Origin of the sequence: Paenibacillus sp. FSL M7-0420, from assembly GCF_038002345.1 — a bacterium.
GTDB lineage: Bacteria > Bacillota > Bacilli > Paenibacillales > Paenibacillaceae > Paenibacillus_AQ.
In genome coordinates this window covers 1993477-2019326 of record NZ_JBBOCJ010000001.1, presented here as the reverse complement: position 1 = coordinate 2019326, position 25850 = coordinate 1993477, and the positions used below count along the sequence as shown (strand labels likewise).

General features: G+C 52.5%; 19 protein-coding genes. 3 read left to right on the top strand and 16 right to left on the bottom strand.

Features of this window, described 5'->3' with window-relative positions; translation table 11 throughout:
- Nucleotide 1: 1 nt before the first annotated feature.
- Nucleotides 2-310, top strand: coding sequence for a hypothetical protein (locus tag MKX51_RS08480; RefSeq protein WP_340992048.1), 309 nt, complete (start codon nt 2-4; stop codon nt 308-310).
- Between the two features lie 755 nt (nt 311-1065).
- On the opposite strand, the gene MKX51_RS08475 is transcribed toward MKX51_RS08480, so the two are convergent.
- The 4 genes from MKX51_RS08475 to MKX51_RS08460 form a co-directional block, all read right to left on the bottom strand.
- Nucleotides 1066-3162 (bottom strand): glycoside hydrolase family 36 protein, encoded by a 2097-nt coding sequence (locus tag MKX51_RS08475; protein ID WP_340992047.1) that lies wholly within the window; start codon nt 3160-3162, stop codon nt 1066-1068.
- Between the two features lie 383 nt (nt 3163-3545).
- On the bottom strand, nt 3546-4871 hold the full coding sequence (locus tag MKX51_RS08470; protein WP_076079030.1) for an ABC transporter substrate-binding protein: 1326 nt from the start codon (nt 4869-4871) through the stop codon (nt 3546-3548).
- A gap of 122 nt (nt 4872-4993) precedes the next feature.
- A complete protein-coding gene (locus tag MKX51_RS08465) occupies nt 4994-6640 on the bottom strand; it encodes a response regulator transcription factor (protein ID WP_340992046.1) in 1647 nt (548 codons plus the stop codon).
- On the bottom strand, nt 6633-8495 hold the full coding sequence (locus MKX51_RS08460) for a cache domain-containing sensor histidine kinase (RefSeq protein WP_340992045.1): 1863 nt from the start codon (nt 8493-8495) through the stop codon (nt 6633-6635). Before MKX51_RS08460 ends, MKX51_RS08465 begins: the two co-directional genes overlap by 8 nt.
- Nucleotides 8496-8701: 206 nt before the next feature.
- Here MKX51_RS08460 and MKX51_RS08455 point away from each other — a divergent pair, with 206 nt between their 5' ends.
- Both MKX51_RS08455 and MKX51_RS08450 read left to right on the top strand, forming a co-directional pair.
- Nucleotides 8702-9592, top strand: coding sequence for a carbohydrate ABC transporter permease (locus MKX51_RS08455; RefSeq protein WP_340992044.1), 891 nt, complete (start codon nt 8702-8704; stop codon nt 9590-9592).
- Nucleotides 9592-10428: a carbohydrate ABC transporter permease gene (locus MKX51_RS08450; protein WP_076079033.1), complete on the top strand. Its 837-nt coding sequence runs from the start codon at nt 9592-9594 to the stop codon at nt 10426-10428. Before MKX51_RS08455 ends, MKX51_RS08450 begins: the two co-directional genes overlap by 1 nt.
- A gap of 712 nt (nt 10429-11140) precedes the next feature.
- On the opposite strand, the gene MKX51_RS08445 is transcribed toward MKX51_RS08450, so the two are convergent.
- From MKX51_RS08445 to MKX51_RS08390, 12 genes are all read right to left on the bottom strand, one after another.
- Nucleotides 11141-13495, bottom strand: coding sequence for a beta-galactosidase (locus MKX51_RS08445; protein ID WP_340992043.1), 2355 nt, complete (start codon nt 13493-13495; stop codon nt 11141-11143).
- 109 nt (nt 13496-13604) lie between these two features.
- Nucleotides 13605-15176, bottom strand: coding sequence for a DUF3502 domain-containing protein (locus MKX51_RS08440; RefSeq protein WP_445322064.1), 1572 nt, complete (start codon nt 15174-15176; stop codon nt 13605-13607).
- Between the two features lie 69 nt (nt 15177-15245).
- On the bottom strand, nt 15246-16175 hold the full coding sequence (locus MKX51_RS08435) for a carbohydrate ABC transporter permease (RefSeq protein WP_340942314.1): 930 nt from the start codon (nt 16173-16175) through the stop codon (nt 15246-15248).
- Between the two features lie 19 nt (nt 16176-16194).
- On the bottom strand, nt 16195-17121 hold the full coding sequence (locus MKX51_RS08430; RefSeq protein WP_340942315.1) for an ABC transporter permease: 927 nt from the start codon (nt 17119-17121) through the stop codon (nt 16195-16197).
- Between the two features lie 192 nt (nt 17122-17313).
- Nucleotides 17314-18873 (bottom strand): response regulator, encoded by a 1560-nt coding sequence (locus MKX51_RS08425; protein ID WP_340942316.1) that lies wholly within the window; start codon nt 18871-18873, stop codon nt 17314-17316.
- Between the two features lie 37 nt (nt 18874-18910).
- Nucleotides 18911-20632 (bottom strand): sensor histidine kinase, encoded by a 1722-nt coding sequence (locus MKX51_RS08420; protein ID WP_340992041.1) that lies wholly within the window; start codon nt 20630-20632, stop codon nt 18911-18913.
- 274 nt (nt 20633-20906) lie between these two features.
- Nucleotides 20907-21911, bottom strand: a complete 1005-nt coding sequence (locus MKX51_RS08415) for a CapA family protein (protein ID WP_445322063.1) — start codon at nt 21909-21911, stop codon at nt 20907-20909.
- Between the two features lie 69 nt (nt 21912-21980).
- The gene (locus MKX51_RS08410; RefSeq protein WP_340992039.1) at nt 21981-22445 is read right to left on the bottom strand and encodes a DUF1877 family protein; all 465 of its coding nucleotides are present in this window, start codon (nt 22443-22445) and stop codon (nt 21981-21983) included.
- 80 nt (nt 22446-22525) lie between these two features.
- Complete coding sequence (locus MKX51_RS08405; RefSeq protein WP_340942326.1) at nt 22526-23185, bottom strand: class I SAM-dependent methyltransferase; 660 nt, start codon at nt 23183-23185, stop codon at nt 22526-22528.
- Nucleotides 23186-23281: 96 nt separating this feature from the next.
- A complete protein-coding gene (locus MKX51_RS08400) occupies nt 23282-23890 on the bottom strand; it encodes a CPBP family intramembrane glutamic endopeptidase (protein WP_340992038.1) in 609 nt (202 codons plus the stop codon).
- 3 nt (nt 23891-23893) lie between these two features.
- Nucleotides 23894-24634: a MerR family transcriptional regulator gene (locus MKX51_RS08395; RefSeq protein ID WP_340992037.1), complete on the bottom strand. Its 741-nt coding sequence runs from the start codon at nt 24632-24634 to the stop codon at nt 23894-23896.
- A 186-nt stretch (nt 24635-24820) separates the two neighbouring features.
- Nucleotides 24821-25843 (bottom strand): SDR family oxidoreductase, encoded by a 1023-nt coding sequence (locus tag MKX51_RS08390; RefSeq protein ID WP_340992036.1) that lies wholly within the window; start codon nt 25841-25843, stop codon nt 24821-24823.
- Between the last annotated feature and the right edge of the window lie 7 nt (nt 25844-25850).

Here is a 25850-nt window from a genome sequence, read left to right as displayed (position 1 = left end):
CATGAAATCTTCTTCTTCTGGTGCAATGCCTATACTGCTGAACTATCTGGCAAAAGGATTCGTCATCCTCTTTGCATTGCCCGTGCTGGGCGTCTGGGTCGCCGGGAGCCTCATCTGTGCCATCATCGCTCCGATAGCCGGCTTGCTGCGGACCTTCGGAGTCAGTGCCATAGGGATGAATCTGACCCCGTCCTATTCGGTCCCGGTCTTTCTCAGCTTGCCCTTCAGCCTAGTTCTGGCTTTCCTCCTTCTCTTATCCTTTTATTACACCCGCCGTTTGCTGCTGAAAAGCCTAAGCTTCATCAGGTAGCAAATCTCCCTTACGGGTGAATGAGATTACTTGCGCGCCAGCAAATGTATGCTGTTTTTCGCATACATTCGGGCCACATGCCTGCGTACCAGCAAATGTATGCTGTTTTTCACATACATTCGGGCCTCATGCCTGCGCGCCAGCAAATGTATGCTGTTTTTCGCATACATTCGGGCCACTTGCCTGCGCGCCAGCAAATGTATGCTGTTTTTCGCATACATTCGAACCTCATGGCCTGCGTGCCAGCAAATGTATGCTGTTTTTCGCATACATTCGGGCCACAAGCCTGCGCGTCAGCAAATGTATGCTGTTTTTCGCATACATTCGGGCCACTTGCCTGCGCGCCAGCAAATGTATGCTGTTTTCCGCATACATTCGGGCCACATGCCTGCGCGCCAGCAAATGTATGCTGTTTTTCGCATACATTCGGGCCACATGCCTGCGCGCCAGCAAATGTATGCTGTTTTTCGCATACATTCGGGCCTCATGGCCTGCGTGCCAGCAAATGTATGCTGTTTTTCGCATACATTCGGGCCATGCGCCTGCGTGCCAGCAAATGTATGCTGTTTTTCGCATACATTCGGGCCATGCGCCTATGTGCCACTTATCCACATCAGAAGAAAATCATAATTTCCTAAACAAGTAGCAAAAAAGGGGTATTTCAGCAGCCATTCTCCGGTGCAGAAATACCCCTGTTTGTATGCGAATCACTCCGTACCAGCTGTTCAGCCTCTTCTAGGTGTGCGAAGCCGGCCCTATGAACGAAGCTCAAAGAGCCTGGCAATCTTGCCTGCGGGCAGCGTAACGGTCAAGCTGCCTTTCACAGCATCCCAGCTCCACTGCGACCCGTGTGCCTCAGGATACGCACACCGGGCCTCCGCCTCGCGGCCCCTCAGCTCAGGAACGGGCAGCGTAACCGCAGCCGCTTCTCCGGCAATCCGCCATACAGCAATATAGCGGATGTCTCCATGACGGAGGCCGAAGCTGACCCATTCCCCTCCACTGTCAGGCAGACCGAGCGGCCAGAAGGCGAAGGCTTGCGGAATGCAGGCGCGGATAGACTTGTAATAATCCAGCGCCTCCTTCACCAGCGCCCGGCGTCTTGGTGTCAGCTCGGCCAGATGGCCGCTCTGATGAACGCGAAGCAGCAGCGAGTTAACCATATTGAAAATGACCTCTTCATCGTCGCCTTCGCGCAGCGGATACGACCAGACTGCCGATTGCTCGGGAGTCAGTGCAGCCGGAGAGCCTGCAGCAATGGCAGCATACTTCACATAATCCTCCTGGTCACTGGTAGACTGGATGCTGTGGCGGCTGAGCATGGCGTAATCCATCCGCATCCCGCCGCTGGAGCAGTTCTCGATGACGAGCTGCGGATAACGGGCGAAGATGCTGTCCAGCCAGGCCAGATAAGCGCGGTTATGCTGCAATAGACCGTCCCCGAAGCTGTCCGCCGCCGTCTCCGTGCCAATGCCTGCATTGATATTATAGTCCATCTTGATATACCCGACGCCGTATTCCCCGACCAGCCGGGCAATCACGCTGTCGGCATGCTTAATAACCGCAGGATTACGGTAATCGAGCTGATAGCGGCTGCGGTCCTTTACCCGCTTGCCGTGGCGCATGAAGAACCAGCTGTCATCGGTCTCCGCAAGCTTCGGGCTGTTGATACCCATCACCTCAAGCTCCAGCCACAGACCCGGAATCATCCCCTTGCTGCGGATCACATCCAGCACGTATTTGATGCCTTCCGGGAAGCGTTCAGCCGAAGGCTCCCATTCCCCGACCCCGTCCCACCATTCGCCGGGAGCATACCAGCCCGCGTCGATGCAGAAGTATTCACAGCCAACCTCGGCAGCAGCATCAATCAGCGGCAGCAGCTTCTCCGTTGTCGGGCTTCCCCACAGGCAGTTCATGTAGTCGTTGAAAATCACCCGCAGCAGCTCATTATCCTCATTCGGTCTGCGGATCAGCCGCCGGTACGCGGTAAGCTGCTCTGCCGCCTCTCCGAACCCGCCCTCTACTACACCTGCGGCCACCGGCACAGAGGTGAACGCTTCGCCAGGGGCAAGCTTCAACCACCAGTGGTTGTCATGTTCCGTAGGTCCGCTGACCAGCAGTGTAAGCTGATCTGCCTGATCCGTCAGCTCCCAGTGCCAGGAGCCGTTGTGTTCAATCTGCCAGAACAAGCTTGTCCCGCTCTCCTTGTTGCGCAGCACAGCCATTGGCAGCAGCTCCGCCGCTGACCAGGAGCCGGTATTGCTGGCGGCAACCCGCTTCGAGCCACGATCGGCGAGATGGGACATGCCCAGCTCGGGCAGGCTGTAGCTTTTCCACTGCAGCTCACTCTGCCACCCGCTGTGAGCAATACTCACTTCGATTTTGTCATTGCGGTCTCCGCTGCCCTCTTTGTCCACTCCAGTGAGTGCGAATGAAGAGATATACTCTACAGCCGCTTCTGCACTGCCTTCATTTCGAACCACTGTCCAGGAACGGACAATCTGCACACCAGTATAGAACTGATAATGCTGTACTGCCTTCACACCCGTCAGCGGGTCAGCCAGCGTTAGCTCCAGCTTCCGTCCCAGCGGATTCACCGTGTCCCTATGCCCGTCATACACCATGCGCAATCCCGGATAGGAAGCGCGGTGTGTCCGCCCGTGATATTCCGCCCGGTCTTCCCCCGACAGCTGCAGCTCCAGCAGCCGGAAGCTTGCCTTGTGCTTGTCTTCTATGCTCCCTGCTTCCAGCGGCGCTGCGCCGAAATGCAGCAGCCGCACATCCTGCTCCGCTGTAATTTCTATTGTAAGATAAAGCCCGTTCTCGGCTATGTCTATGAGCCTGCTGTCCATGTCTAATTTGGCCTCCTTGCAAATATTCGTGACTCTTAATCTCTTAATCTCTTATCCCTTAATATCTCCGCTCTTCCTGCTTCTCCCGATATTGAGATCTTCTCTTCTATTCGTAACTCCTAATTTTCCTGCGGTGCTCGTGTAGGTGGCGAAGTAACGGAGGGAGGTTTGGAATTGGAGGAGCGACAGCGCCCGCCTTTATGTTTGGATTTCTACTGCGGCCAGCAGTTTAAATCGGGAAATCCAAACATAACAGCGGCCGGAAATCCAAAGCTCACGCAGTTACATCCAGCCACTTACACCCCCTCCCCCGCCGAATAATCCGTGTTACATAGAAAGATGGCCTCTCAGCAATCCTCAGAGGCCATCTTTAATCCTTAATTTTATTCCGCAGACCCGAATTGAATCCAGGCCTTCTGAATTTCATCCATCGCCTGATCCTTCGTCTTGCTGCCGCCGATATAAGCCTGCATCAGCTCACCGAATTTCTGGTGGAACGTATCCAGCGAGTAGTTGACCGACAGGTCGCCGGATTTCTCCGTCTTCAGGATTTCTTCCATTTCCTTAGGCATTTGCAGGTCAGGCATCGGCGCATCCTTGATTGGAGGAATGACCTTGGCTACGTTAGAGAACCAGCTCTTCCCGTAGTCGGAAGTATACAGCCAGTTGAAGAACTCAATCGTCTCTGCCGCTACCGCAGAATCCTTGTTGATCCGCAGTGCCTGGTCAGCACCAGTGATGATCTGGGACTGCTCCGGTTTGTCACTGACAGGATACCCGGCGATGCCGAGGTCGAAGTCAGGGGTGATTTTCTTAATCGCTTCTTCATCCCACGCCCCTTTACCGGTCATGAAGGCTGTTTTGCCCAGGGCGAAATCACTGACCTCAGCATTGCTGTCGCGTTCAAGCGGCTTGTCTGTTCCGTGTTTAACCGTTGTATCAATGAAGCTGAAGAAGTTATCGCTCAGCACCGGATGATCCTTGAAGGTCGTCTTCCCGGCGATGAAGTCCGCTACGAGCGTCTTGGCATCCGTTCCGGCATCGGTCGCTGCGGCGTCTACGAAGTGCTGGAAGATATGCTTCCATACCCACCACTCTTTGTAGGCGTTGGCGAAGGGGGTGATGCCCTTAGCTTCAAGCTTGGTAATCGCATCGTCCATTTCAGCAGTTGTCTTAGGCACTTCAGTGATGCCGGCATCGGCCAGCAGCTTCTTGTTGTACATCAGGACGAACAGGTTGCCCTTCACCGGCAGGCCGAGGACTTTGCCATCGGTAGAGCTCATATTGGAGCGGACGGCATCCGTCATCGCTGCGGCCAGCGGTTCATTGGTAAGATCGGCACTGTATTCGGCAAAAGTATCGATATCCCCGCCCGCCGTGGTCTGGAACACATCCGGTGTGCTGCCGGCGGCAATTTTGGACTTCAGCACCGTATTGTAGTCTGCCTGCATGATTTCCAGATTAATCGTAACATTCGGCTTAACCTTCTTGTATTCCGCAATATAAGCATTGAAGGCATCCGTGTATTCGGGAGAGGCGGTGAACATATTAATCGTGACGGGCTTAGCAGAATCCGTTGGTGTATTGCCTGAACCCGCTGCTCCACCCGTGTTGTTAGCGGCATTATTGGTGTTATTTCCGCCGCAGCCGGCCAGCAGTCCGCCCACCAGCAGCAGACTCGCAGATAATGCCATGAATCGTTTTAACATGATGTTGCCCCCTTTTTCCTTATGCATCTTGTGGTCTTGCTCATCATTCTAAATAAAAAGAAAAAGGATAAGAATGTACATAAGTGAACTGATGAGGGTAAAAAAGTGTACATGTAACCGTTTCACTTTTCTACCCCTGGCAGCTGCAGCCGGAATTCAGAAGGGGAGCAATCATAGTAATTGCGGAAAGCCTTGCTGAAATAGTTCTTGTCCTTGTATCCCAGCATTTCAGAGATATCCTGAATTTTGAGGGCAGGGTCGCGTAGCAGCGCTTTGGCCTTGTCCATCCTTACCTTTTGCACATACTCGTGAATGCCGTAGCCGTATTGTCCCTTGAACAGCTTCATCAGATACTCTCTGCTGAGGAAATATTGTTCCGTGAACATCGATATTTTAATGTCCTCGAAATAATGGTTATCAATATACGCCTTGATATTCTCCAGCACGCTGCTGCGGTCTCCGGCCACTGTCCGGCTGATCTCGCCCGCATAACGGTCGAAGATATTGTTAAGCACGCCCGCAAACTGCTCAAAGGAAGAGAAGTCGCTGAGGATGCCCAGAGATGCCAGGCTGCTGTCCTTCCCGCTGCGGATCTGCGGCGGCATGGCATCCAGCTGGGCAGCAATCTCGCCCAGCAGCAAGAGAAAGCCCTGCAGGGTCCGGTCCGCTTCCCCGAGCGTGAAGCCTTCCGTCTCCTGGCAGTTGCGGATGAATTCGCTGAGGATGCTGCGGGCATGATTCACATTCCCGCCCTCCAGCGCACTGCGGATCTGCGGCATCCGCCCGGTCAGGGAGGGAATATCCTTCGCTACGGGATTCATCACGATGCCCTGCACAATCAGACTGCCCCTCAGGCTGAGCAGGTCAATCGTATCCAGTGATGCTTTGGCCTGCTCATAAGAAGCGGCAATGCTGAGCGAATCACTGTAAGGCTCCCCGATTCCGCCTGCACAGATGATCCCGAACAGCTCCTTCAAGGTAGAGGCTGCTTTCTTCATATGGTGCAGCGACAGGAAGGCTGCATCCGCTTCATACCCGCCCTTCATGGTGAAGATGGCAATGAACTCGCGCTCCCCCTTGGGGCTGGCGAAGCTGAACGACTCGAACTGCCCGTCCGTGTTCTCGTTCATCACATTCGTTACGGCAAAATGCAGCAGATCCCGGTCCCCATGGAATCTTTCCTTACGCACCTGCTCCAGATTAAGCATCCGCAGCAGGCCGACAACGAAGTGGCTGGCCGCCCCATCCGCCCCGATCAGTGGGAGAAAAGCCTCATTGGACTGGGTCTTGAAGCTCCGGTCAATGATGGACAGATACATCTTCTCCTTCAGCTTCGGCAGCGACATATTGAGTGTAATATTGCGGCTTATGAACTCGCTCTCCCGCTTCCGCTTGGCCTCCAGCACCCCCACCGCCTTGCGCAGCGCATGGTTAAGATCTGTGCGGTTCACCGGCTTCAGCAGGTAATCCACCACCTTCGAGCGGATGGCCTGGCGCGTATACTCGAAATCATTATAGCCGCTGATCACAATCAGCAGCAGGTCAGGGAATTCCTGCTCGGCAATCTGCAGCAGCTCGGCTCCGCTCAGCTCCGGCATTTTCATATCCACCAGCACCAGATCGAACCGCTCACGGCGCAGCAGCTCAAGTCCCGCCTTCCCGTCTGTCGCCTCCCGCACCTCGCTGACCCCGAGACCCTCCCAATCCCCCAGAATGTGAATCGCTTCGCGCAGCGGCTCCTCATCATCAATAATCAGCACTCTATACATGTTGTCCTACTCCTCCCCGCGGCAGCCGCATATCCATTCGTGTTCCCTGCTCCGTGCTATGAATGACCAGACCCGACTCTTCCCCATACAAAAGCTTCAGCCGGGTATTCAGATTCTTCAGCCCGATACTCTCCATACCGTCCTCTTCGGCCGTGTCCGCTGCCCGGTCCTCCCACTGCATCTGAAGGGAGCTCAGCACCTGCTCCAGCCGTTCTCCGCTGATGCCCGGACCATCGTCCAGCACAGAGATGACGCTGTGTGTGCCGGTGATACGCGCCTCAATGGTGATGGTAACCGTACTCGATACCTTTTCCAGCGCATGCTTGATGCAGTTCTCCACCAGTGTCTGGATCGACAGCTTGGGAATCCGCAGCTCCATCAGGCTCTCATCCCAGTCGTACACCACCTGCATCCGGCTCCCGAACCGCGCCTTCTGCAGCGCCAGATACCGCTCAATATGCCGCAGCTCCTCCCTTGCCTGCACAACATCCTTGCCGCTAATGCAGTATCGCAGGGTCAGAGCCAGGTTGTCCACCATCTCGACAATATCGTCATTGTTGTTCTTGAGTGCCTTGGTAGAGATCGCCTGGAGCGCATTGTACAGGAAATGGGGATTAATTTCAGCCTCCAGGGCCTTAAGGACGGCGTTCTTTTCTACGATTTTCATTTTATAGCGTTCATTGATCAGCTCATTCGTCTTCTCGACCATCTTGTTGAAATGGCGCGACAGGTAGGCGATCTCATCCTTGCCTGCAACATAAGCCTGCGCATCGAAGCTCCCGGTACTGAAACGCTGCATCTGGAGCGACAGATTCTTCAGCGGATGGGTAATCCGGTTCGAGGTGAAGCTGACCAGCACCACAGAGACGATCAGGAACAGCAGGCCAATCGCCACACTTAACGTACGCGTCGTTGTAGCTGCTTCATAGATTTGAGTGTAGGGAATCGGCTTAACGAGCTTCCAGCCTTCCTTTTGGCTGATATCATAGATTACCAGGTACTTCTGCTCCTTATCAGACCAGGTTACGCGCCCCTTCTGCTCCGGTGTCAGCAGCTTCGCCAGTCCCGCCTCCTTGCTCTCCCGGTAGAATTCCGTATCATCCACCTTGAAGGGCTCCCCGTCCGGGCTGATATACATCAGATGCTCTCCGGTGCTGAACGGGATATCCCGCATAATCTCATCGGTCACAGAAGCGTTCAAATATAGCGACAATACCGCCTGCGGCTCGCGTGACACGATGGAGCGGATCAGCCGGTGGTAGCCCATGAACACCTTGTTATGGTTAACAGGGTAATCGGCGCTGTTCACGCTGGCCGGCTGCTCCTCTACGAACGACTGATAGGAACGGTTATACGGACTCTTCAGCGCCCGCTTATACCACGGCAGGTCATCAATAGGCGGATGCTCGGATACGCGGACGGTGATGTTATAGTTCTCCTTGGTGACATAATAATACTTCTGCTCCTTGATTACATAGAGATATACAGCCTCCAGATCATTGCGCGAAAAATACAAATTCCGCAGATAATCCTCCACGTACATCCGGGAGCTGTAATCTTCCGATTCATGCAGAAGCGCATAATTGAACTCATCGTAGGAGATCTGCGGCAGAGACAATTGCTCCACCCCGCTCAGGTAACTCTCCAGATTCCGTCCGACCAGGAGCAGGTTATTGCCCGTACTGGCAATGCTGTTATCGACCGATTCCCGCTGCAGCATGCTATAGGATATGTAGGTGAGTGAACTGACCACCAGGATGATAATAATCGTAAACAACAGAATCAGCTTGTTAGCCAGACGGCGGGATACCCGCGCAAGCAGTGGCTCTATCAGCTTACTCCACACTTTTCTCATGATGCTCTCCGCTCTCCCCGCTGCCGGTTTGGGGACTTTTCCGGCCTCCGCAGTCCGTTCACCTTTTTACCCTTAACTGTACTCTTAAATCCATTTTTGACGATCCGGGTCTGCTCTATAATACACAATATAGACTAACCGGAATGGTTAAGTGTGGCAAGCCAGGCCTAATACTCCCACCCTATAACTCAAGAAGAGGTGCATCCATGTTAAAAACACTCGGAAAACAATGGCGTGAGAAATTCGAATTCGGAATCTTTACTCTCCCGGTTCTGATCTGTATCGCTGTTGCCTTCTATATCCCCTTCGCCATGACCATCCGCTATTCGATGACCAAGTGGAACGGGATCTCCAAGCACCCCAAGTTCGTCGGGCTGGATAATTTCAAGCAGATCTTCTCGGGCGATACCAACTTCTCCGATGCCGCCTGGTTCACGATTAAATATGCAGTACTCTACATTGTCATAGTCAATGTGCTGGCGATTCTGCTGGCCGTGCTGCTGGACATGAAGCTGAGAAGCACCTCCTGGCTGAGAGCGGCCTTCTTCATCCCTTATATCCTCAGTCTGGTCATTGTCGGCTTCATTTGGAAATTCATCTTCATGCAGGGCTTCAACTCGCTGGGCGAGAGTACCGGCTGGGCGATCTTCGACTTAAGCTGGCTCGGGACACCGGGACTGGCCTTCATCTCCATCCTGGGTGTATCCATCTGGCAGTCGATCGGGTTCTATCTGGTCATCTACATTGCCGGTCTGCAGTCCGTGCCTGAGGATCTCAAGGAAGCCGCTACAGTAGACGGTGCCGGACCGCTGAGACGATTCTTCAGCATTACGCTGCCGCTGCTTGCCCCATCGATCACGATCTCTGTGTTCATGGCGCTCACCAATTCAATCAAGGTGTTCGACGTCATCCTGTCGCTGACCGGCGGCGGTCCCGGCGGAACTACTTACAGTATTGCTTATGATATCTACAGGGATACGTTCCAGAACAATCTGTACGGCTACGGCACGGCGAAAGCGCTTATCCTGTTCCTGGCTGTGCTTGTCGTGACGATCATCCAGCTGACCGTCTTCAAACGGAGAGAGGTAGAGGCCTAATGACAACCAAACACAACAAGGCAGGCAAGATCATCCTGGAGGTTATTCTGGTCCTCTTGTCTCTGCTATTCCTGTATCCGCTGTTTCTAACCATCATCAATTCGCTCAAAAGCTTCGGCGAGGTCATGACCGATGTCATCGCCCTCCCGCAGAAGCTGACCTTCAGCAACTACGCCTATGTCTGGGAGTTCATCAACTATCCGCGTCTGTTCCTGAACAACTTCATCATTACCGGTGTCGGCCTGCTCGGTATTGTATTCATCTCCTCCATCGCCGCCTATAAGCTGGCCCGGACCAAGACCAGATGGAGCGGTGTCCTGTACTTCCTGTGCATTATGCCGATGCTGATCCCGTTCCAGTCGATCATGCTCACGGTCCTCCAGACCGCCAAGAACCTCAACCTGTCGGAGAGCACCTGGGGACTGGGTCTGCTGTATTGGGGCTTCGGCGCTCCGCTGGCGGTGTTCATCTATCACGGCTTCGTGAAGGGTATCCCGACAGAGATTGACGAGAGTGCGACGATTGACGGCGCTTCCGGCTTCCGCCTGTTCTTCAGCGTGATCTTCCCGCTGCTGAAATCGGTCACCACGACTATTGTCATCATCGATGTCATGTGGATCTGGAATGACTTCCTGCTCCCGCTATTGATGGTCAATGGTTCGCCGGAGACGAAGACGTTAACGCTGGCGGCTTACACCTTCGTGGGCCAGTATACCTCGGACTGGCAGTATGCCATGACCGCTATGGTAATGGCAGTGCTTCCTTCGATCGTGGTATTCATCTTCCTGCAGAAATACATTGTGAAGGGCGTTGTAGCTGGGGCGGTTAAGGGGTGATGCTAACCTGCGCCTCTCCCTTCTCTTTTACCAGCTGGAAATAAAGAAAGGCACGGCCTGAGCGAATTCGCTTGGGCCGTGCCTGTTTCTGTTTTGATTGCGGGTCTAAACGTCACTGCGGTGATTTTGGACTTCCGGCCGCTGTGTTAGGTTTGGATTTCCCGATTCAAACTGCTGGCCGCAGTAGAAATCAAACCTAAAGGCGGACGCTATTCGCTCCTCCAGTTCCAAAATCCCCTCCGCTCCTTCACCCTTGAATCGTTTTATAAAACAATAAGTAGTTCACAACCAAATTCAAAAAAATTTCCAACCAACTTAAAAATTAGACGTTCGCAGTCACTTCTGAATTAGCAAAATCTACGCACCACCTGCCACCCATCCCGGATTCCCCCAGGAGATGCGGACTCAGATGACCTTATTTCGCTGATATTGCCCTGTTTTTCGCGCCTGCGGACTCAGAAGCACTTATTTTGCAATTTCGGGCCTGCAATGACTGCAAATAAGCAGCTTAAGGTCTTCTGAGTCCGCAAGTTCGGCGAATCCAGCCTTTTCAGGACTAATAAGGGCCTCCCAGTCCGCATAGAACCGCGAAGTACCGCACCAGCCTCCCTGCGAAAGCAATGGGGCGATGTCCATGGGACGATGGTCCACGGGGCGGATGGTCCACGGGGGCGAATGGGCCATGGGGCGATGAAGTTACTTAGTTACTTCTTTACCGTCTAAGCCCGATCCGGTACACCGGCGTAGCGGTCACACTATGGAACACGGCAACGGCTTCGCCCTCGAATACCTTCTCCACAGCCATGGCGGCATCGTCGGCCAGCTTAACAGCACCTGTCCGGCGAGGTGTCGTTTCCAGAACGATCTCGCCCCGGCGCAGTACCTCCCGGAACCGGGATAGGCCGATCTCCCACGGCAAGCCGTTATAGAAATGGTCGTGGAACAGCTGCCCGGCAGCGAAGGCATAGCCCACATTCCCTGTATAATCAATGCTCAGCAGGACTTCTTCCGTGCTCTCCAGGATTTCCTCAGGTAACTGGAGGACAACCTTGTGGTCCTGAATCCGGCGCATCGTAACCGTGATTTCCTTCTGCGGTACCTGTACCTCATAAGCCTGGAACCAGTCCTCTTTACGTCCGCTGACCGTAGCATCAGCCTGTGCCGTATTCCACTGCGTTGCCGTCTCTGCTCCGCCTGTGTATTCACGGAATGTGAATGCATGATGTCCCTGGCTGATGAATTCCAATCCGCCCGGGGTCTGAACCGGAGGAGCCGGTGAGAAGATGATGCGGCTGCAGCCGTTCTCCTCAAGCTCCCACAGAGTCGCGGCTTCAGAGGCACTCATTGCGTAGATACGGACTTCTCGCGCTCCGTCTCGTCTGATTACGATCATGGAGGATTGGTCATGCGGAATCAGCACATTATAGCCGCCATTCTCTGCTACGTCTCCGGTCTCCGCGCTCACCTCCAGAATACCGGCATCTGCGTCAATCTGGAACTCAGCGTCGACGCCCTCTGGCATAGAGAAGAAGTAGGTGGCTGCTTCCTCCGTTTCAATAGCCGTAACAGGCTGGGCCGTGGCAGCCTTAAGATTAAGACCATCCAGCGCGAAGTTGAACGGCAGCAGGAAGGAAGCCTTGGGCTGAACCGTCAGCTTGCTGCGCTGCGGGAAGCGTAGCGTCTCCTCTCCCAGTTCTACCGCAAACACAACCTCCTCGTGCGTATCCATCTCCACATGGTCCTGATAATTATTGACGAACAGGAAGCCAGCCTTGCCGTCCGTGCGGACTGCATAACGCAGTGTGTGCGCATCCTCCGGCGTAACTGCTTCTGCCCCTTCAGGAAGCACAGTTGCCATCGGTGCAAGCCGGTCTGCGAACCGGCGCAGGAAATAATGAAGCGGACGAAGCAGGTGATTTGACTCACGGATCTGGCCGAATTCACCAATCGGCGCCTGGAAGTCATAGGTCAGCTTCGGCGTAGTGCTTTCATTCAGGTATCCCGTTCTTCCCACCGGATTGGTTCCGCCATGGAACATATAATACCCGATGAAGTTGCAGCCTCCGGCAAGCTTCATTAAGGTCATGGCGATGACACTTTCCGGCTCCACCTGGAACCGGGACAGATACCAGGTCTGCATCCCGCCGCCCATCTCACAGCAGGCGAACGGGTATTTCGTCCGCGCATACGGCGGATTGAATTCGCCGCCCGGCGCCTTGTCATCATGGAAGTTCACGAATACGTATTCCGGCGTCGGCTTCTGTACCTGATTCGGGTCACTGATGCTCCACGGAGTATAGGCATACCCTCCGTAGAGCGGAAGCACCTCATCCTCCAGGAACGGCGCCTCGCCCCAGCCGGTGCTGGTATAGATCGGAGCGATCAGACCGGAATCCACCGCATACTGCTTAAGCAGACGCATATGCTCTGATCCCGCTTCACCGCTCGCTCCGCCGCTGAGATATTCGTCACCCTGCTTGGCGGTCTCTTCCCAGAGAGCGGCCGCAGCATTCAGCTCATTCTCCAGCTGAATTCCAATCACCGGTCCGCCATCCTTGAACATCAGCCCATCGGCCTGATTGCCGATCTCCTTGAACAGGCGGTTCACATACTTCAGGTAGCCCTCGTCATTGGAGCGCACATCGAATTCCCGGCCGAACAGCCAGTCCGGCAGTCCGCCGTTACGGACCTCGCCATGACAGAACGGACCGACACGCAGGATGACGTATAGGCCATTATCCCGGCACAGCTCCACGAATCTCCGGAGATTGCGGTTGCCCGCCCATTCGAATTCCCCTTCCACCTCTTCATGATGATTCCAGAAGATATAGGTCGCCACCACATTGATGCCGGACAGCTTCATCTTGGCGATTTCACTCCCCCAATCCGCTTCGGGATACCGTGAATAATGGAATTCACCGCAGATGGCGAAATAAGGCTTGCCGCTGATCTCCATATAATAATTCGTGAAGCGGATCTCATCCCCTTGGGGATTGCTCCCGCCCAGACGCAGGGTGGATGGGTAGATCTCTTTGGCGGCCCTTAGGGCCTGAATCGTATATTTCATTGAAATTGCTCCTTTGCCATAATGTATGATCCGTATATAACCTATACCTATAATTTCACAAAAACTGCCCCAAAGCTATTGCTTTGGAGCAGCCCGTAAGCTTATTCTGTTATTTTTGCGCTGCAAGGAAATCATCGATTTGTTTCTGCATTTCAGTCTGCACCTTATCCAGACCAGCTGATTTCAGCTGCTTGATCAGGTCTGCCTGGCCTTTCGCCAGATCATCGATCAGTCCATACTCCAGCGGAATCGCATAACGCAGCATCACGTTACCGATGTTAGCCACTTCGTTCTTCACTGGCGTAGTGTCGAAGACGAAGGTTTCCAGCGGGAAGTGATAGATGCTGGACTGCCAAGTGTTGAACATATCGTCCGCTTCCTTAGGATACGCTGCATCCTGACGGTTCAGCGGGGAGTTCCAGCCCCAGTTCGAGAAGCCCGTGTAGTTAGCAGCAGCAGGACCAGCTGTGAATTTCTTGTCACCTTCCGGATTGTAGTTGCTTCCGGCGATGCCGTACATAGTCAAGTCGTGAATTTCCTTGTCATTCTGCAGCAGATCGAGCAGCATCAGTGCGCGCTCAGGATTCTTGGAGGTTGCATGAACCGACATCCCGTTCTGCGTCGAGATCGCAGCAATTTTCTTCTTGTCCGGCGTAAGGTCGGCAATGCCCAGCTCCACATCCGGTTTGTCACGGCGCATTTCAGCCAGGTTAGCAGCTACAGTACCCAGATTGTGTGCATAGGAGGATACCTTGCCTGCTTTCACATCCTGCCATACATCGTTTTTGTTGCTGACTACGTTCTTCGACCACGCACCGTTATCGGCCAGGTCTTTGTAATATTGAAGCAGGGAAGTGAATTCCGGTGTGTCATAGATATTGAAGACTTTACCGGATGCATCATCCAGCTTGTACGCCAGCGGCAGCAGACTTGCATCTACCAGGTTGAAGTTGTTGTTCTGCTCCAGCAGCGTCTGATCCAGCTCATGGAATTTCCAGCCGTCCGCCGGCTTGGCTCCATAGGCAGTAATCCCTTTTTCGTCCTTGGCAATCGCCTTCAAGTAAGTCGCGTACGATTCAGGACTGTTGATTTCCGGCAGGTTATGCTTTTTGCGCAGATCCTCACGGTACAGCACCACTTTGTCGGTTACTTCAACATTGTTGTTAGGAACCATGTAGAGTTTGCCGTCCACCTTGGCTTGCTGCCAGTTCACTTTCGGCATCGCTTCCCAGGTCTGTGGCATGTATTTGGTCAGCATATCATCCGTTAGCTCCAGGAATCCGCCCTTCAGCGCCTGATCGTTATAGAAGGCCCAGTTCGCTGTATATACGAGATCGAAGTCTTCATTCGCTGCGAATTTCAGCGGGTATTTCTGGGTCCAGTCAGACCAGTCGAGGAATTCGGTTTCTACAGTAGCATTGATTTTTTCCTTTAGCTTGGTGTTCAGCTCTCCGAAGACCTTGTCATAATCCCCGGGCTGTGGCCCAAGCAGAATCATTTTGAGCTTCACTTCTTTGGAGGTGTCCGGAGCGCCGGAATTTGTTGCGCCTTCCGATGCCGCCGGAGCCTTAGTGGCCTCCGCTCCTGTGTTAGCGTTATTATTGCCGCCGCAGGCACTGAGGACCGTTCCAAGCGCCATCATTGTTGCAAGCGTTACTGTCAGTTTCTTTTTCTTGTTCATCATGACCGATATTTCCCCCTTAAGTAATAGTTGCTTAAGTCTTTTATTGATAACCAGGTTACCCTGTGATCATCCTTTGACTGCGCCAATCGTAAGTCCTGTTACAAAATACTTCTGGATGAACGGATACGCCAGCAGGATCGGCCCTGTAGCCACAATCGTCATGGCCATCTTCAGACTTTCGGTTGGCAGGTCCGTGTTGACCACCGCACCGGAAGCCATCATCGCCTTACGCATTCCATCCATATTGCCTAACATTTTGTAGAGATAATACTGCAGCGGCATCAGCTCCGACTTGGAGATGAAGAGCAATGCGTTATACCAGTCATTCCAGTAGGCCAAGGCAATGAACAGACCAATGGTCGCCAGGGCGGGCTTGGACAACGGCACAATCAGCTGCATGAAGATCCGGAAATCGCCGGCTCCGTCAATTTTGGCAGATTCTGTAATCGCATCCGGGATGCTGCTCATGAAGGACTTCATGACAATAATATAGAAGACGTTCATCATCATCGGCAGAATCAGTACCAGAAGCGTATCCTTCAGATGCAGATAGTTGATGATCATCAGATACCATGGAACCAGACCGCCGCTGAACAATGTAGTGAAGAAGAAGAAGAAGGAGAAGCGGCTGCGCCATTTGAAATCTCTCCGGGACAGCACGTAGGCTGTCATTGACGTCAGGAACAATCCGACAATAGTACCGATGGCTGTAACGGAGATCGTCACGCCATACGCTCTGAGCATCTCAGCCGGATACTTGAACAGCAGGCTGTACGCCTCTGTCGAGAAGGCGGTCGGGAAGATCTGGAACCCTTTCTCGATAATCGCGCTCTCTTCACTCAGAGAGGAAGAGATCACCAGAATGAACGGGAAGATACAGAAGATAGCCAGTACCGTTAGGGTTACGTATCCGATTATGGATAGTACCATTTTGTCCCGGCCTGCAGACTTTCTGCGTACTTCCGGTGATTGAATATTAGCAGTGGTTGAACTCATCGGGCATTACCTCCTTGTCCTAGAATAGAGCGCGATCCTTGTCGTATCGGCGTACTGCATAGTTGGCCAGCATGATAGTTGCGAAGCCGAGCAGAGATTGGTAGAAGCCGGCTGCCGCAGACATTCCGATTTCATTGGATGTGGTCAGCGAGCGGAAGACGAAGGTGTCGATTACGTCTGTGGATGAGAACAGCAGGCCGTTGTTGCCGACCATATTGTAGAACATCCCGAAGTCTCCGCGGAAGATATTACCGATCGCCAGCAGCACCAGAATGATGACGGTCGGCATCAGGTTCGGAACCGTAATTTTCATAATACGCTGGAATATATTCGCGCCGTCAATTTCAGCGGCTTCATACATCTCGGTGTCAATGCTGGTAATCGCGGCCAGATACATGATCGTTCCGTAACCCAGTGTCTTCCACGCAGATACGACGACCAGAATGAACGGCCAGTAGGCTGCCGTATTATAAATATCGATTGGCTGCATCCCCAGTCCCTTCAGCAGCACATTGACCGTACCTACATCGAAGTTGAACAGATTGTACGCAATCGCGCCCACAACAACCCAGGAGATGAAATAAGGCAGGAACAATACCGTTTGGGTCAGCTTGCGGAACCATTTGCCCGCTACCTCGAACAGCAGGATCGCTGCGAAGATCTGAAGGACGTTGTTCACAACGATGAATGCGATATTATATAGCGCTGTATTTCGGGTTACGCGCCAGGCGTCACCGGAATCTATGAAGAATTTGAAGTTATCCAGCCCGTTCCACGGACTGCCGAATACCCCGCCCGTATAATCAAATTGCTTGAATGCCAGCACTATGCCCGACATGGGCAGATAAGCAAATAGCAGAAAGAACAATACTGCCGGTGTCAGCATAAGAAGCAAGGATCTGTATTTCTTGACGTCATCCCAGAATCCGTGTTGTTTCTGTTTCATCTTGAATCCCCTTTCCCATTCCCATTTCTCTATAGCCTTATTATAAATAAGCGTCCTTCCGGTGTGGATTAGGGCTATCAACTAAAAGTAATACTTTTTCAACGATCCGTTTAAATATATACTTTCCAAAAAAACAAAAAACGTTGCCTCTGATTTGGAAATCAGGACTGGCAACGTTTGGTAATCATCAACTTAGATTTTCTGCTTCTTGCGGTATTCCCCAGGCGTCATGCCGGTGATCTGCTTGAACTGCCGGTTGAAATAGATAATATTCTTATAGCCCATCCGTTCGGCTATCTCATAGATCTTAAGCGTTGGATCACCGAGCAGCTCGAACACTCTGCCTGTCTTGCGTTCGTTAACATACTCGCTGAAGGGAACCCCATACTCTTCCTTGAACAGGAAGCCCAGATAATTCGGGGTGAAGTCGAAGTGGGCGGCTACCTCCTTCAGCGTGATCTTCTTCTCCAGATTCTCCTCCACATAATTCATAATCTCGTCGATCAGCTTGCGCTTCTGCCGCTGCCGCTTCACATACAGCAGCTCCGACAGCTCGAAGAATCTCCGCCTCATCCACGACAGGATATCGTGAATTGTCTCGAACTGGAACAGGATGTCCGGCTGATGGGACTCCCACTGGAGCAGCTCATACAGATTCTCATTCTGCTGCTGCAGGTCCGCATGCAGCTTGGAGGTGATCCGGATAATCAGCTCATAGACATCCTTCTTGCCGGCATTCGTGAACAGCTCCAGCAGATGATCGTCAATCGCCACCAGATCGTACTGGATGATAGCCTCCAGCAGCTGCACAACGGTCTGTTCAATCCTTGCCCCCGGCGTCCCGCGCGGGGAGGACTCCAGATTATCGCGGATCAGCCGGTTCTTGCCCAGCAGCCACTTCGCACTGAGTGCAGCCGTTGCCTGCTGATAGGATTCATGCAGCCCCGCCTCATCCTGGGCGTAGCGCCCGACCCCGATGGTTAAGGTGCAGGGTGAGCTCCCGGCCATCTGCTTAATCAGCTCGTCCAGCAGACTGAGGAAGCTGTCCTGCGGAAGGCTGCACAGAATGACGAACCGGTGATGATGGACGGGGATCAGTGTTCCCAGCTGGGTGCTCTCTACGAATGCTCTAATCAGTCCGGCCATCTGCCGCGTCTTGACACGCGCATCCTCCTCAGACAGGTCGCGCATTTTCCATTCCAGATCATCGATCTCAATAATTGCTGCAGCCGCCCCCTTCATGAGCAGCGGATTCAGGGCACTGCGCAGATGCTGCTCCGCCGGCTCAGGTGATGCATCCTCGAACCAGCGCAGAATCAGCTCCTTGTTCACCAGAGACAGTGCCTCTGTGAAGGAGCGGTTCTTCTCCCGTTCCTGCTCCAGAGCAGCAGACAGAGATTCCAGCATGTCGTAGAGATCCTTGTCTTCCACAGGCTTCAATAAATAACCTGAGGCATTGATCTCAATCGCTTCCTTGGCATAGCTGAAATCCTCATGGCCGCTGATGAAGACAATTTTGACCTTTGGATGGATTACCTTCGCCCGGCGCGCGAATTCCGTCCCCGTCATAATGGGCATCCGTATATCGGACAGGATGATATCCACCCGCTCCTGTTCCATGATCTTAAGCGCATTGAAGCCGCTGTTCGCCGTTCCTACCACTGCAAGATCCAGCGGGCTGGCCAGCACTCTGCGCCGCAGCCATTCCAGATCAATCGCTTCATCGTCAACCAGCAATACATTGATACTCATCGCAATCTTGTCCTCCTGTACTTATACAGCGTCTGTCTTACAGCTCTTCATGTCCCTGAAGTCCGGCGGGAAGCAGCAGCCGCACGGTTGTCCCGCCTCCATAGAAGCTGGCAATGCTCACCCCGTAAGCATCGCCGTATCTGAGCTTGATCCGCTCATCCACATTTTTCACACCGTAACCGCCTGACTGGCCCGGCCCCTGCATCATACGCTTAACCACTTCAGGACGCATGCCAATCCCGTTATCGATTACCTTGAGCTCAATATTGTCCCCCACCCGCTTGCCGGTCAGCCGGATGGCGATGGTCTCCCCGAACCAGGCGTGCTTGAATATATTCTCGACAAAAGGCTGAAGCAGCAGCTTAATCACCTGCATATGCAGAATCTCCTCGTCCACATCCACGTGCAGCGTGAAGGCATCCGCATATTTGACCCGCTGGATCTCCAAGTAAGTAGCCACCTGGTCCAGCTCCTTCTCCAGTTCAATATAGACATTGCCCTGATTGAGCGTCAGCCGGTAGAACCGGGACAGCCCCTGGACCATCTCCGTGACCTTGCCGATCTCGCCAAGATTGGCCAAGCTGCTGATCGTAGAGAGCGTATTATATAGAAAATGCGGATTGATCTGTGCCTGCAGGGCTTCCAGCTCCGCCTGCTTCTTCTGGATTCCCTGCACATACACGCTGTTGATCAGCCCCTGGATGTTGGAGGCCATATCATTGAAGGAATCTGCGATCTGCACGAATTCATCATTGCCGGAGAAGCGGATGCGCTTCTGGAAGTTCCCGTCCTGGAAGGAACGCACCAGACCTACGATCCGGCTCATTTTGCGTCCCGATATCCGTGCCACAACATAACCGATCAAGGTCATCACCAGGAAGCTCAGACTGCAGACCGCGATAATCACACGGCGCAGGCGTCCGGCATCCTGGGTCAGATATTTATGCGGAACCATCGCTTCAATCATGAAGTTACTGCCCGGAATCTGTTCCTGCAGCCTGAGGAAATTCTCCTCTCCGCTGCTGTTATTGGCAGGCCCCCGCTGGAACAGAACGTCCCCGGTGCTCTCCTCCACCAGCCGCAGCGTAATTCCTTCCTCCAGCGGGAAGGTGTCGAAGCCGCCGAACAGGTCCTCCAGCGATACCGTAATCCGCACATAACCGATCAGCGACTTGTAATCACTGAAGTTGACGAGTCTGCGCACATGTGAGAGGTTGCCCAGCTTCTGGTCCGTATCAATCTGCAGCCACAGATTATCACGCTTGGAATCCTTGAGCGACCGGTACCATTCACTGCCGGCAATATCATTCAGTGGCAGTATATAGTAATCGCTGGTAATGATCGGCTCATCCAGATTATCCCCGGACACAATGTTCAGATCTGGGTTCGGGGTGTAGAGCATGAAGCGGATCTTGTTCCCGAACAACTGCAGCGGCGCGGTAATCTGGGGTATAATCTCGTCAAGCATCGTCAGATAGATCTCAAACGGCGTCCCCTTCAGCTCAAGCGCACGCTGGAACGGCTGGCTGCCGAACAGGTTGTCCGACATCCGCTGTATTTCATCCATCTGATAGCGGATATTGTTCCTCGACTGCTCCATGCCTGTGCGGATGTTGGACTCGGCCATCTCTGTCCTGGAATCCGTCAGCATGGAATAGGAGATATAGCCGATGAACACATCCGTGAGGAGAACCAGCAGCAGATAAGGAATCATCATTTTATAGGTGAAAGGCATGTACTTCTTAAGCTTGGGCATCATTCACTGGACATCCTCTGCATGGAATTCGTTATAGCTATTCTATTCCGAAACGGACCGCAGCACCACTTCTGCGTCATCCCTCTTGGCAGAACTAATATTCATATTGTAGAGCAGATTCACTCCGCGCTGTTAGCACAATGCTAAGAATGAATAGCACAAAATGAAGAATACCGGGAAAACGCAAAACAGCCCAAGGAGGATTAGGAAGCGGCTCCCCGGGCTGTAAGAGATCGATCATACAGATTCATTGATAAGAACTGTTACGCGGCTTATTTCACAGCTTCTCACTGACTGCCCCGCTCGCTGCAATCTTCGCATTGAAGGAGAGCTGGTTCAGCTTCTTGATGGTCTCTTTATTGTAGGCATCCCCCATGAAATTCGGCTGGCCGCCAATGATTTTGACCGGAGTAATGCTGCTGGTCACCCCTGACGGGTTAATGGTGAAATTAACCAGCATGGAATGCAGGGTCTTGTCTCCGCCCCGTGTAGAACGGTTGAATACAAAGTTACCCAGTGAATAATAGATCGGCTTATGCTTGTAATATTCAATACCCATCAGACAATGACTGTGCGCGCCAAGGATGATATCTGCCCCGCTGTCGATCATCTGCTTGGCCAGCTTCCGGGCATACGCTTCCGGGTAATCCTTGAATTCCTGATTCCAGTGAATATATACAACCGTATAATCATTATCCTTGGCAGACTTCTTAATCGCACTCAGCAGCGGCTCTGCCGTATAGGCTGAGGCAGCTCCCGGGCTGTTCTTGCCTGCATACCAGGAAGGGTCAGACAGCACACGGCTTGTACCCAGAACGGCGATCCGCTTGCCCTTGACGGTCTTGACATAAGGTTTGAAGGCTTCATCCATATTGGCACCTGCACCGGTGTGTCCAATATTGTTCTTATCCAGATGAATCAGCGTGTCCAGCATCGCGGTCCGGCCGTAATCCAGAATATGGTTATTAGCTATGGTGACACCGTCAATCCCCGCTTTGCTTAATCCCGCGAGTGCTGCCGGCTTGGAACGGAAGGCGAACGTCTTGCTGGCTGCAGTCCCGCGCACCGAGACTGGAGTCTCCAGATTGGCAAAAGCAAGATCGGCCTTCTGTAGCATAGGTGCTACCTTGGCGAACGGGAAATCTACGCCATACTTGGCAATCTGGTCGCCGACAAAGCCGTCCAGCAGAATATCCCCGGCAAACGTAAGGCGGATCTCCTCCTGCGGGGCAGCCCCCTTGGCGCTTATCCCCGCGGCAGGGACCAGCAGAAGCAGAATCATGAATATAACAGCATATCTGCGCAAAGTTCTCTAGCTCCTTTTTCTAATGTAATATAATAATGACTGTGACTAGGAAATATAGAACACAACGCAGGATGCACTCGCGCTTGCCTGCTGGTAGAACTCTCGGATGGCCTTGAAATACGTATAGATATAATCAAAGAATTCTTCCGCCTCATCCTCCTCCATAAGGGGGTAGACTCCTTCCTCCATCATCTGCCGGAAAGGGTAGTGTTCCCTTAGCCAGGCTTCTTCTATTCCCTCCAGAGCCTCTGCAGTCAGCTTCACCTCATCCGGTTCCAGGGCGAACACCTCGGCATCCGAATAGTGACCGATATAATGACTGGTCAGAGGGACAGCAGCGCCCAGGGGCGAAGAATTGCCTTCCTGTCCGCCATTCAGTATATAATGCAGGGCTTGCCAGGACTTATCGATATCCAGCTTGGGCCCGATTTCGTGCAGGCTCACTTCTTCCGTCCGGATCGACTGAAGCAATTCAGCATGTACATCCAGGTAATTGCCGATCATCCCCATGAGATTGTCTCCTTCTTTCTTCTGCCTTGAAGCTATTCTACTACAAGGGAAGGAAACAACCAAATGATGGATGAATTTTGCTAGATTTGCGCCTTCTTCAGCACTGCCCGGAAGCAGCTCAGGCCGCCCCACTGGTCTGTACGCACGGCATCTGCCGGAAGATTGAAATCCGTCTCGCCCCAATACTGAAATCCAGCCTGGAGCAGAATCTCATTCATCCGCGGCAGGTTGACCGTCGGATGATCAAAGGTCAGCACCAGCAGTCCTTCTCCGTTAAGCGTTCTATGAAACTCACGGACGGCCAGGACCGCTTCCTGCACAGACAGATGCTCCAGCACCGAGATACAAAAAACCGTATCAAAGCTCTCATCCTCATAAGGCAGTGAGGTCAGATCAGCCTGGGCCAAGTGTAGCCTGTTCACAGGTCCGGCCTCCACCTGACGGGCTGCAGCTGCTCCGATATCCTCGGCGATATTCTGCATCATCGCTTCATGCGACAGAATCCGGGCATCCTTATCACAGGCATAGACCTCAGCGCTATGCTCGGCAAGATAGAATTTGAGCGGGTGTGAAATTCCGCAGGCTGCGTCCAGTACCACATCATGCGGTGAGATGAAATGGGTACACCATTCGTATTCATACGGACGGCTCCACCAGGCTTCCGGCAAATCATAAACCAGCTTGTCACGGCGTGCATCGGTATTCACAAAAAAACGGGAGACGTAAGGATGTGTCGGCATGGCCAGGACTCCTTTACTCGTGGGGATTTCGGTAGTCAGAGTATATTCACGAATCCCGGTTTCATGCTATAACCTCGCAGCAGCCTGACATACAGATTATTTGGTAAGCTGCGTAAAGTAGATCCCTATACCCAGATTATAAATAGCATGGGCGAGGATGGAAGAAATCAATGAATCCGTAAAATAGAACAATACAGCAAATACTAGGCCATTGATAAATACTAATCCGTAAGCCAAATACACTCCTTTATACTGCGGGATATGAATAATCCAAAATAAAAAAGTACTTATGCAGATTACAATTCCATCAAGGATAGGACTATAACCGATAAACAATCCGATTAATACTCCTCTGAAGAAAAACTCTTCAACCATTCCTCCCCCCAGTGAACTGACGGCAATGCCGCTTGGAGTTCTCATGATATTACGTATATGCTCCGTACTTTCCGACTGCGGAAGCACCGTTTTGGTTTTTATGATAAGTCCCACAGAGATAAGCACTACAATCGTACCGACGATCAGACCCAGCAAGGTAACTTCAAGAAAAGACATCCCGCTTGGAACAAATAAGGATTTCACATAGGGAGTGATTTCACCCCACCGGAAAATTGCAATGAGTGCTAAGCCTAAAACCAGAAACGGCACTAAACCTAACACCATTTGGACCAACCATTGATTATGCTGCCGGGCATTGAATTCACCCAATTTCTATTCCCCCATTCCCTCAAACTGGTTGTTATAAAAGACCTGAATCGCTTCACCGAAAAATTCAGCCATATCATCAGGCAACAAAGCATTAAAAACCTCCGATGGTTTGTCCAAGGGCCGGTCTAAATGAAAAAGCTCGTTCCTAGATACCGGAATAAGGGCAAACAGTTCCTCTAGCTCTCGTTGTACCTCTTGACTATCAGGACGCAGTCCGCTGTGAAGGGAAGCCTGAAAAAAAGACAATAACCTCTTGTTTAATCGATCGAAGGCTTGCTGTTGCCGTTTGTTTTGGGGGATGATTTTATCTACCGTGGTTGCAGAGAAGTATTGTTGTAAAATCATTCTTTGATCTTCTTCTAACCGGATCGTATTCATGAGCAACATCAGATCTTCATTGCTTAAATCGCCCGTTTCATTCATTACATTCTTAATTCGGGCTATCATTTTCAAGGATTCGTTTATTGTATTTCGCTTATCCAGAAGCACAGCCTCCTGCATTCCAACGATTTCTCCAAAAGAATATGCGGTCTCTTCAAGCATTTGTTTGATTTCGATTAGCGGCCAGCCCATACTCTTGAGCAACTGTATGTTATAGAATTTCTTGAGGTCATCTCTGGCATAAATTTTCTGATTAGCGTCGTTTTTCTTTGCAGGAACAAGAAGCCCGATTTTCTCATAATATCTAAGTGTCCTTATCGTCGTGTTGACTGCGCTGGCGAATTTGCCCACCGTAAGCTCCATATAATCCCCCCAGGTATTACCGTTCTAAATTTATAAGCACCGTGTTTTTATTATAAACTGTGACGTAACGTCCTACTCAATCCCTAATATTCAGGGTTAATTGATCCGCAAGCGAAACAGGCGCTATCCGTTAACGGACAGCACCTGCTCAGCGTAATCTATAGGACTTGTATCTGTAATATCTACTTATACATAATAGCTGAGAAGCTTCGCATCAACTCCGTGCTTAGCGATCAATCCGTCCAGCATCTTGGACCAGTCATGGTCTGAGGTGCAGCGTTCCGGCCTGGCTTCGAACCAGGCCACCGACCGCTTCACCCCTTCCGCGAACGGCAGGGTAGCCTGGAAGTCAGGCACCAGTCGTTTGATCTTGCTGTTGTCGAACACACTGCTGACCGCCTGATCCCCGATCAGCCCGTCTGCGGTTCCGGCCGGAGTATTCGCAGCGATGAAGTCCGTAGACATGTGTACAACCTTCGGCTCACGGCCGGCTGCCTCCCCGATGGCCGCATAGATCTGATTCCAGTTCAGCACCTCATCCGAGGTAATATGAACCGCTTCTCCAATCGCCTCCTGGAGTCCCAGGAGACCAACGAAGCCTTTGGCAAAATCCGTATTATGCGTCAATGTCCAAAGCGAGGTGCCATCGCCATGAATGACGAGCGGCTGTCCCTTGCGGATGCGTTCTACCAGGGACCATGGATGGCTCCAGCTGGTCAGCGCCGCCGGAATGGCTGTATCTCCGTAAGTATGGGAGGGACGGACAATCGTCACCGGGAAGCCGCTGCTCTGGTACGCTTCCAGAAGCAGCTCCTCGGAAGCAATCTTGTCCCGGGAATACTGCCAGTAGGGGTTCACCAGCGGAGTCTCTTCGGTAATCAGATAATTACGCTGCGGCTTCTGATACGCGGAAGCCGAGCTGATATAGATATATTGCCGCGTCTTGCCTGTGAACAGGTCAATATCCGTCTGCACATGCTCCGACGTGAAGGCAATCCAGTCGACTACAACATCGAAGTCATACCCCTTCAACGCCTCGGCGGCCTGCTCCTTGTCCCGGATATCACCGTGTATCACCTGTGCGCCCTGCGGCACGAAGCTGCTGCGCTCTCCACGGTTGAACAGATACAGTTCTATTCCCCGTTCCACTGCCAGCCGGGAAACCGCCTGACTGATAAGCCCCGTACCTCCGATAAATAGAACCTTCATCTGTATC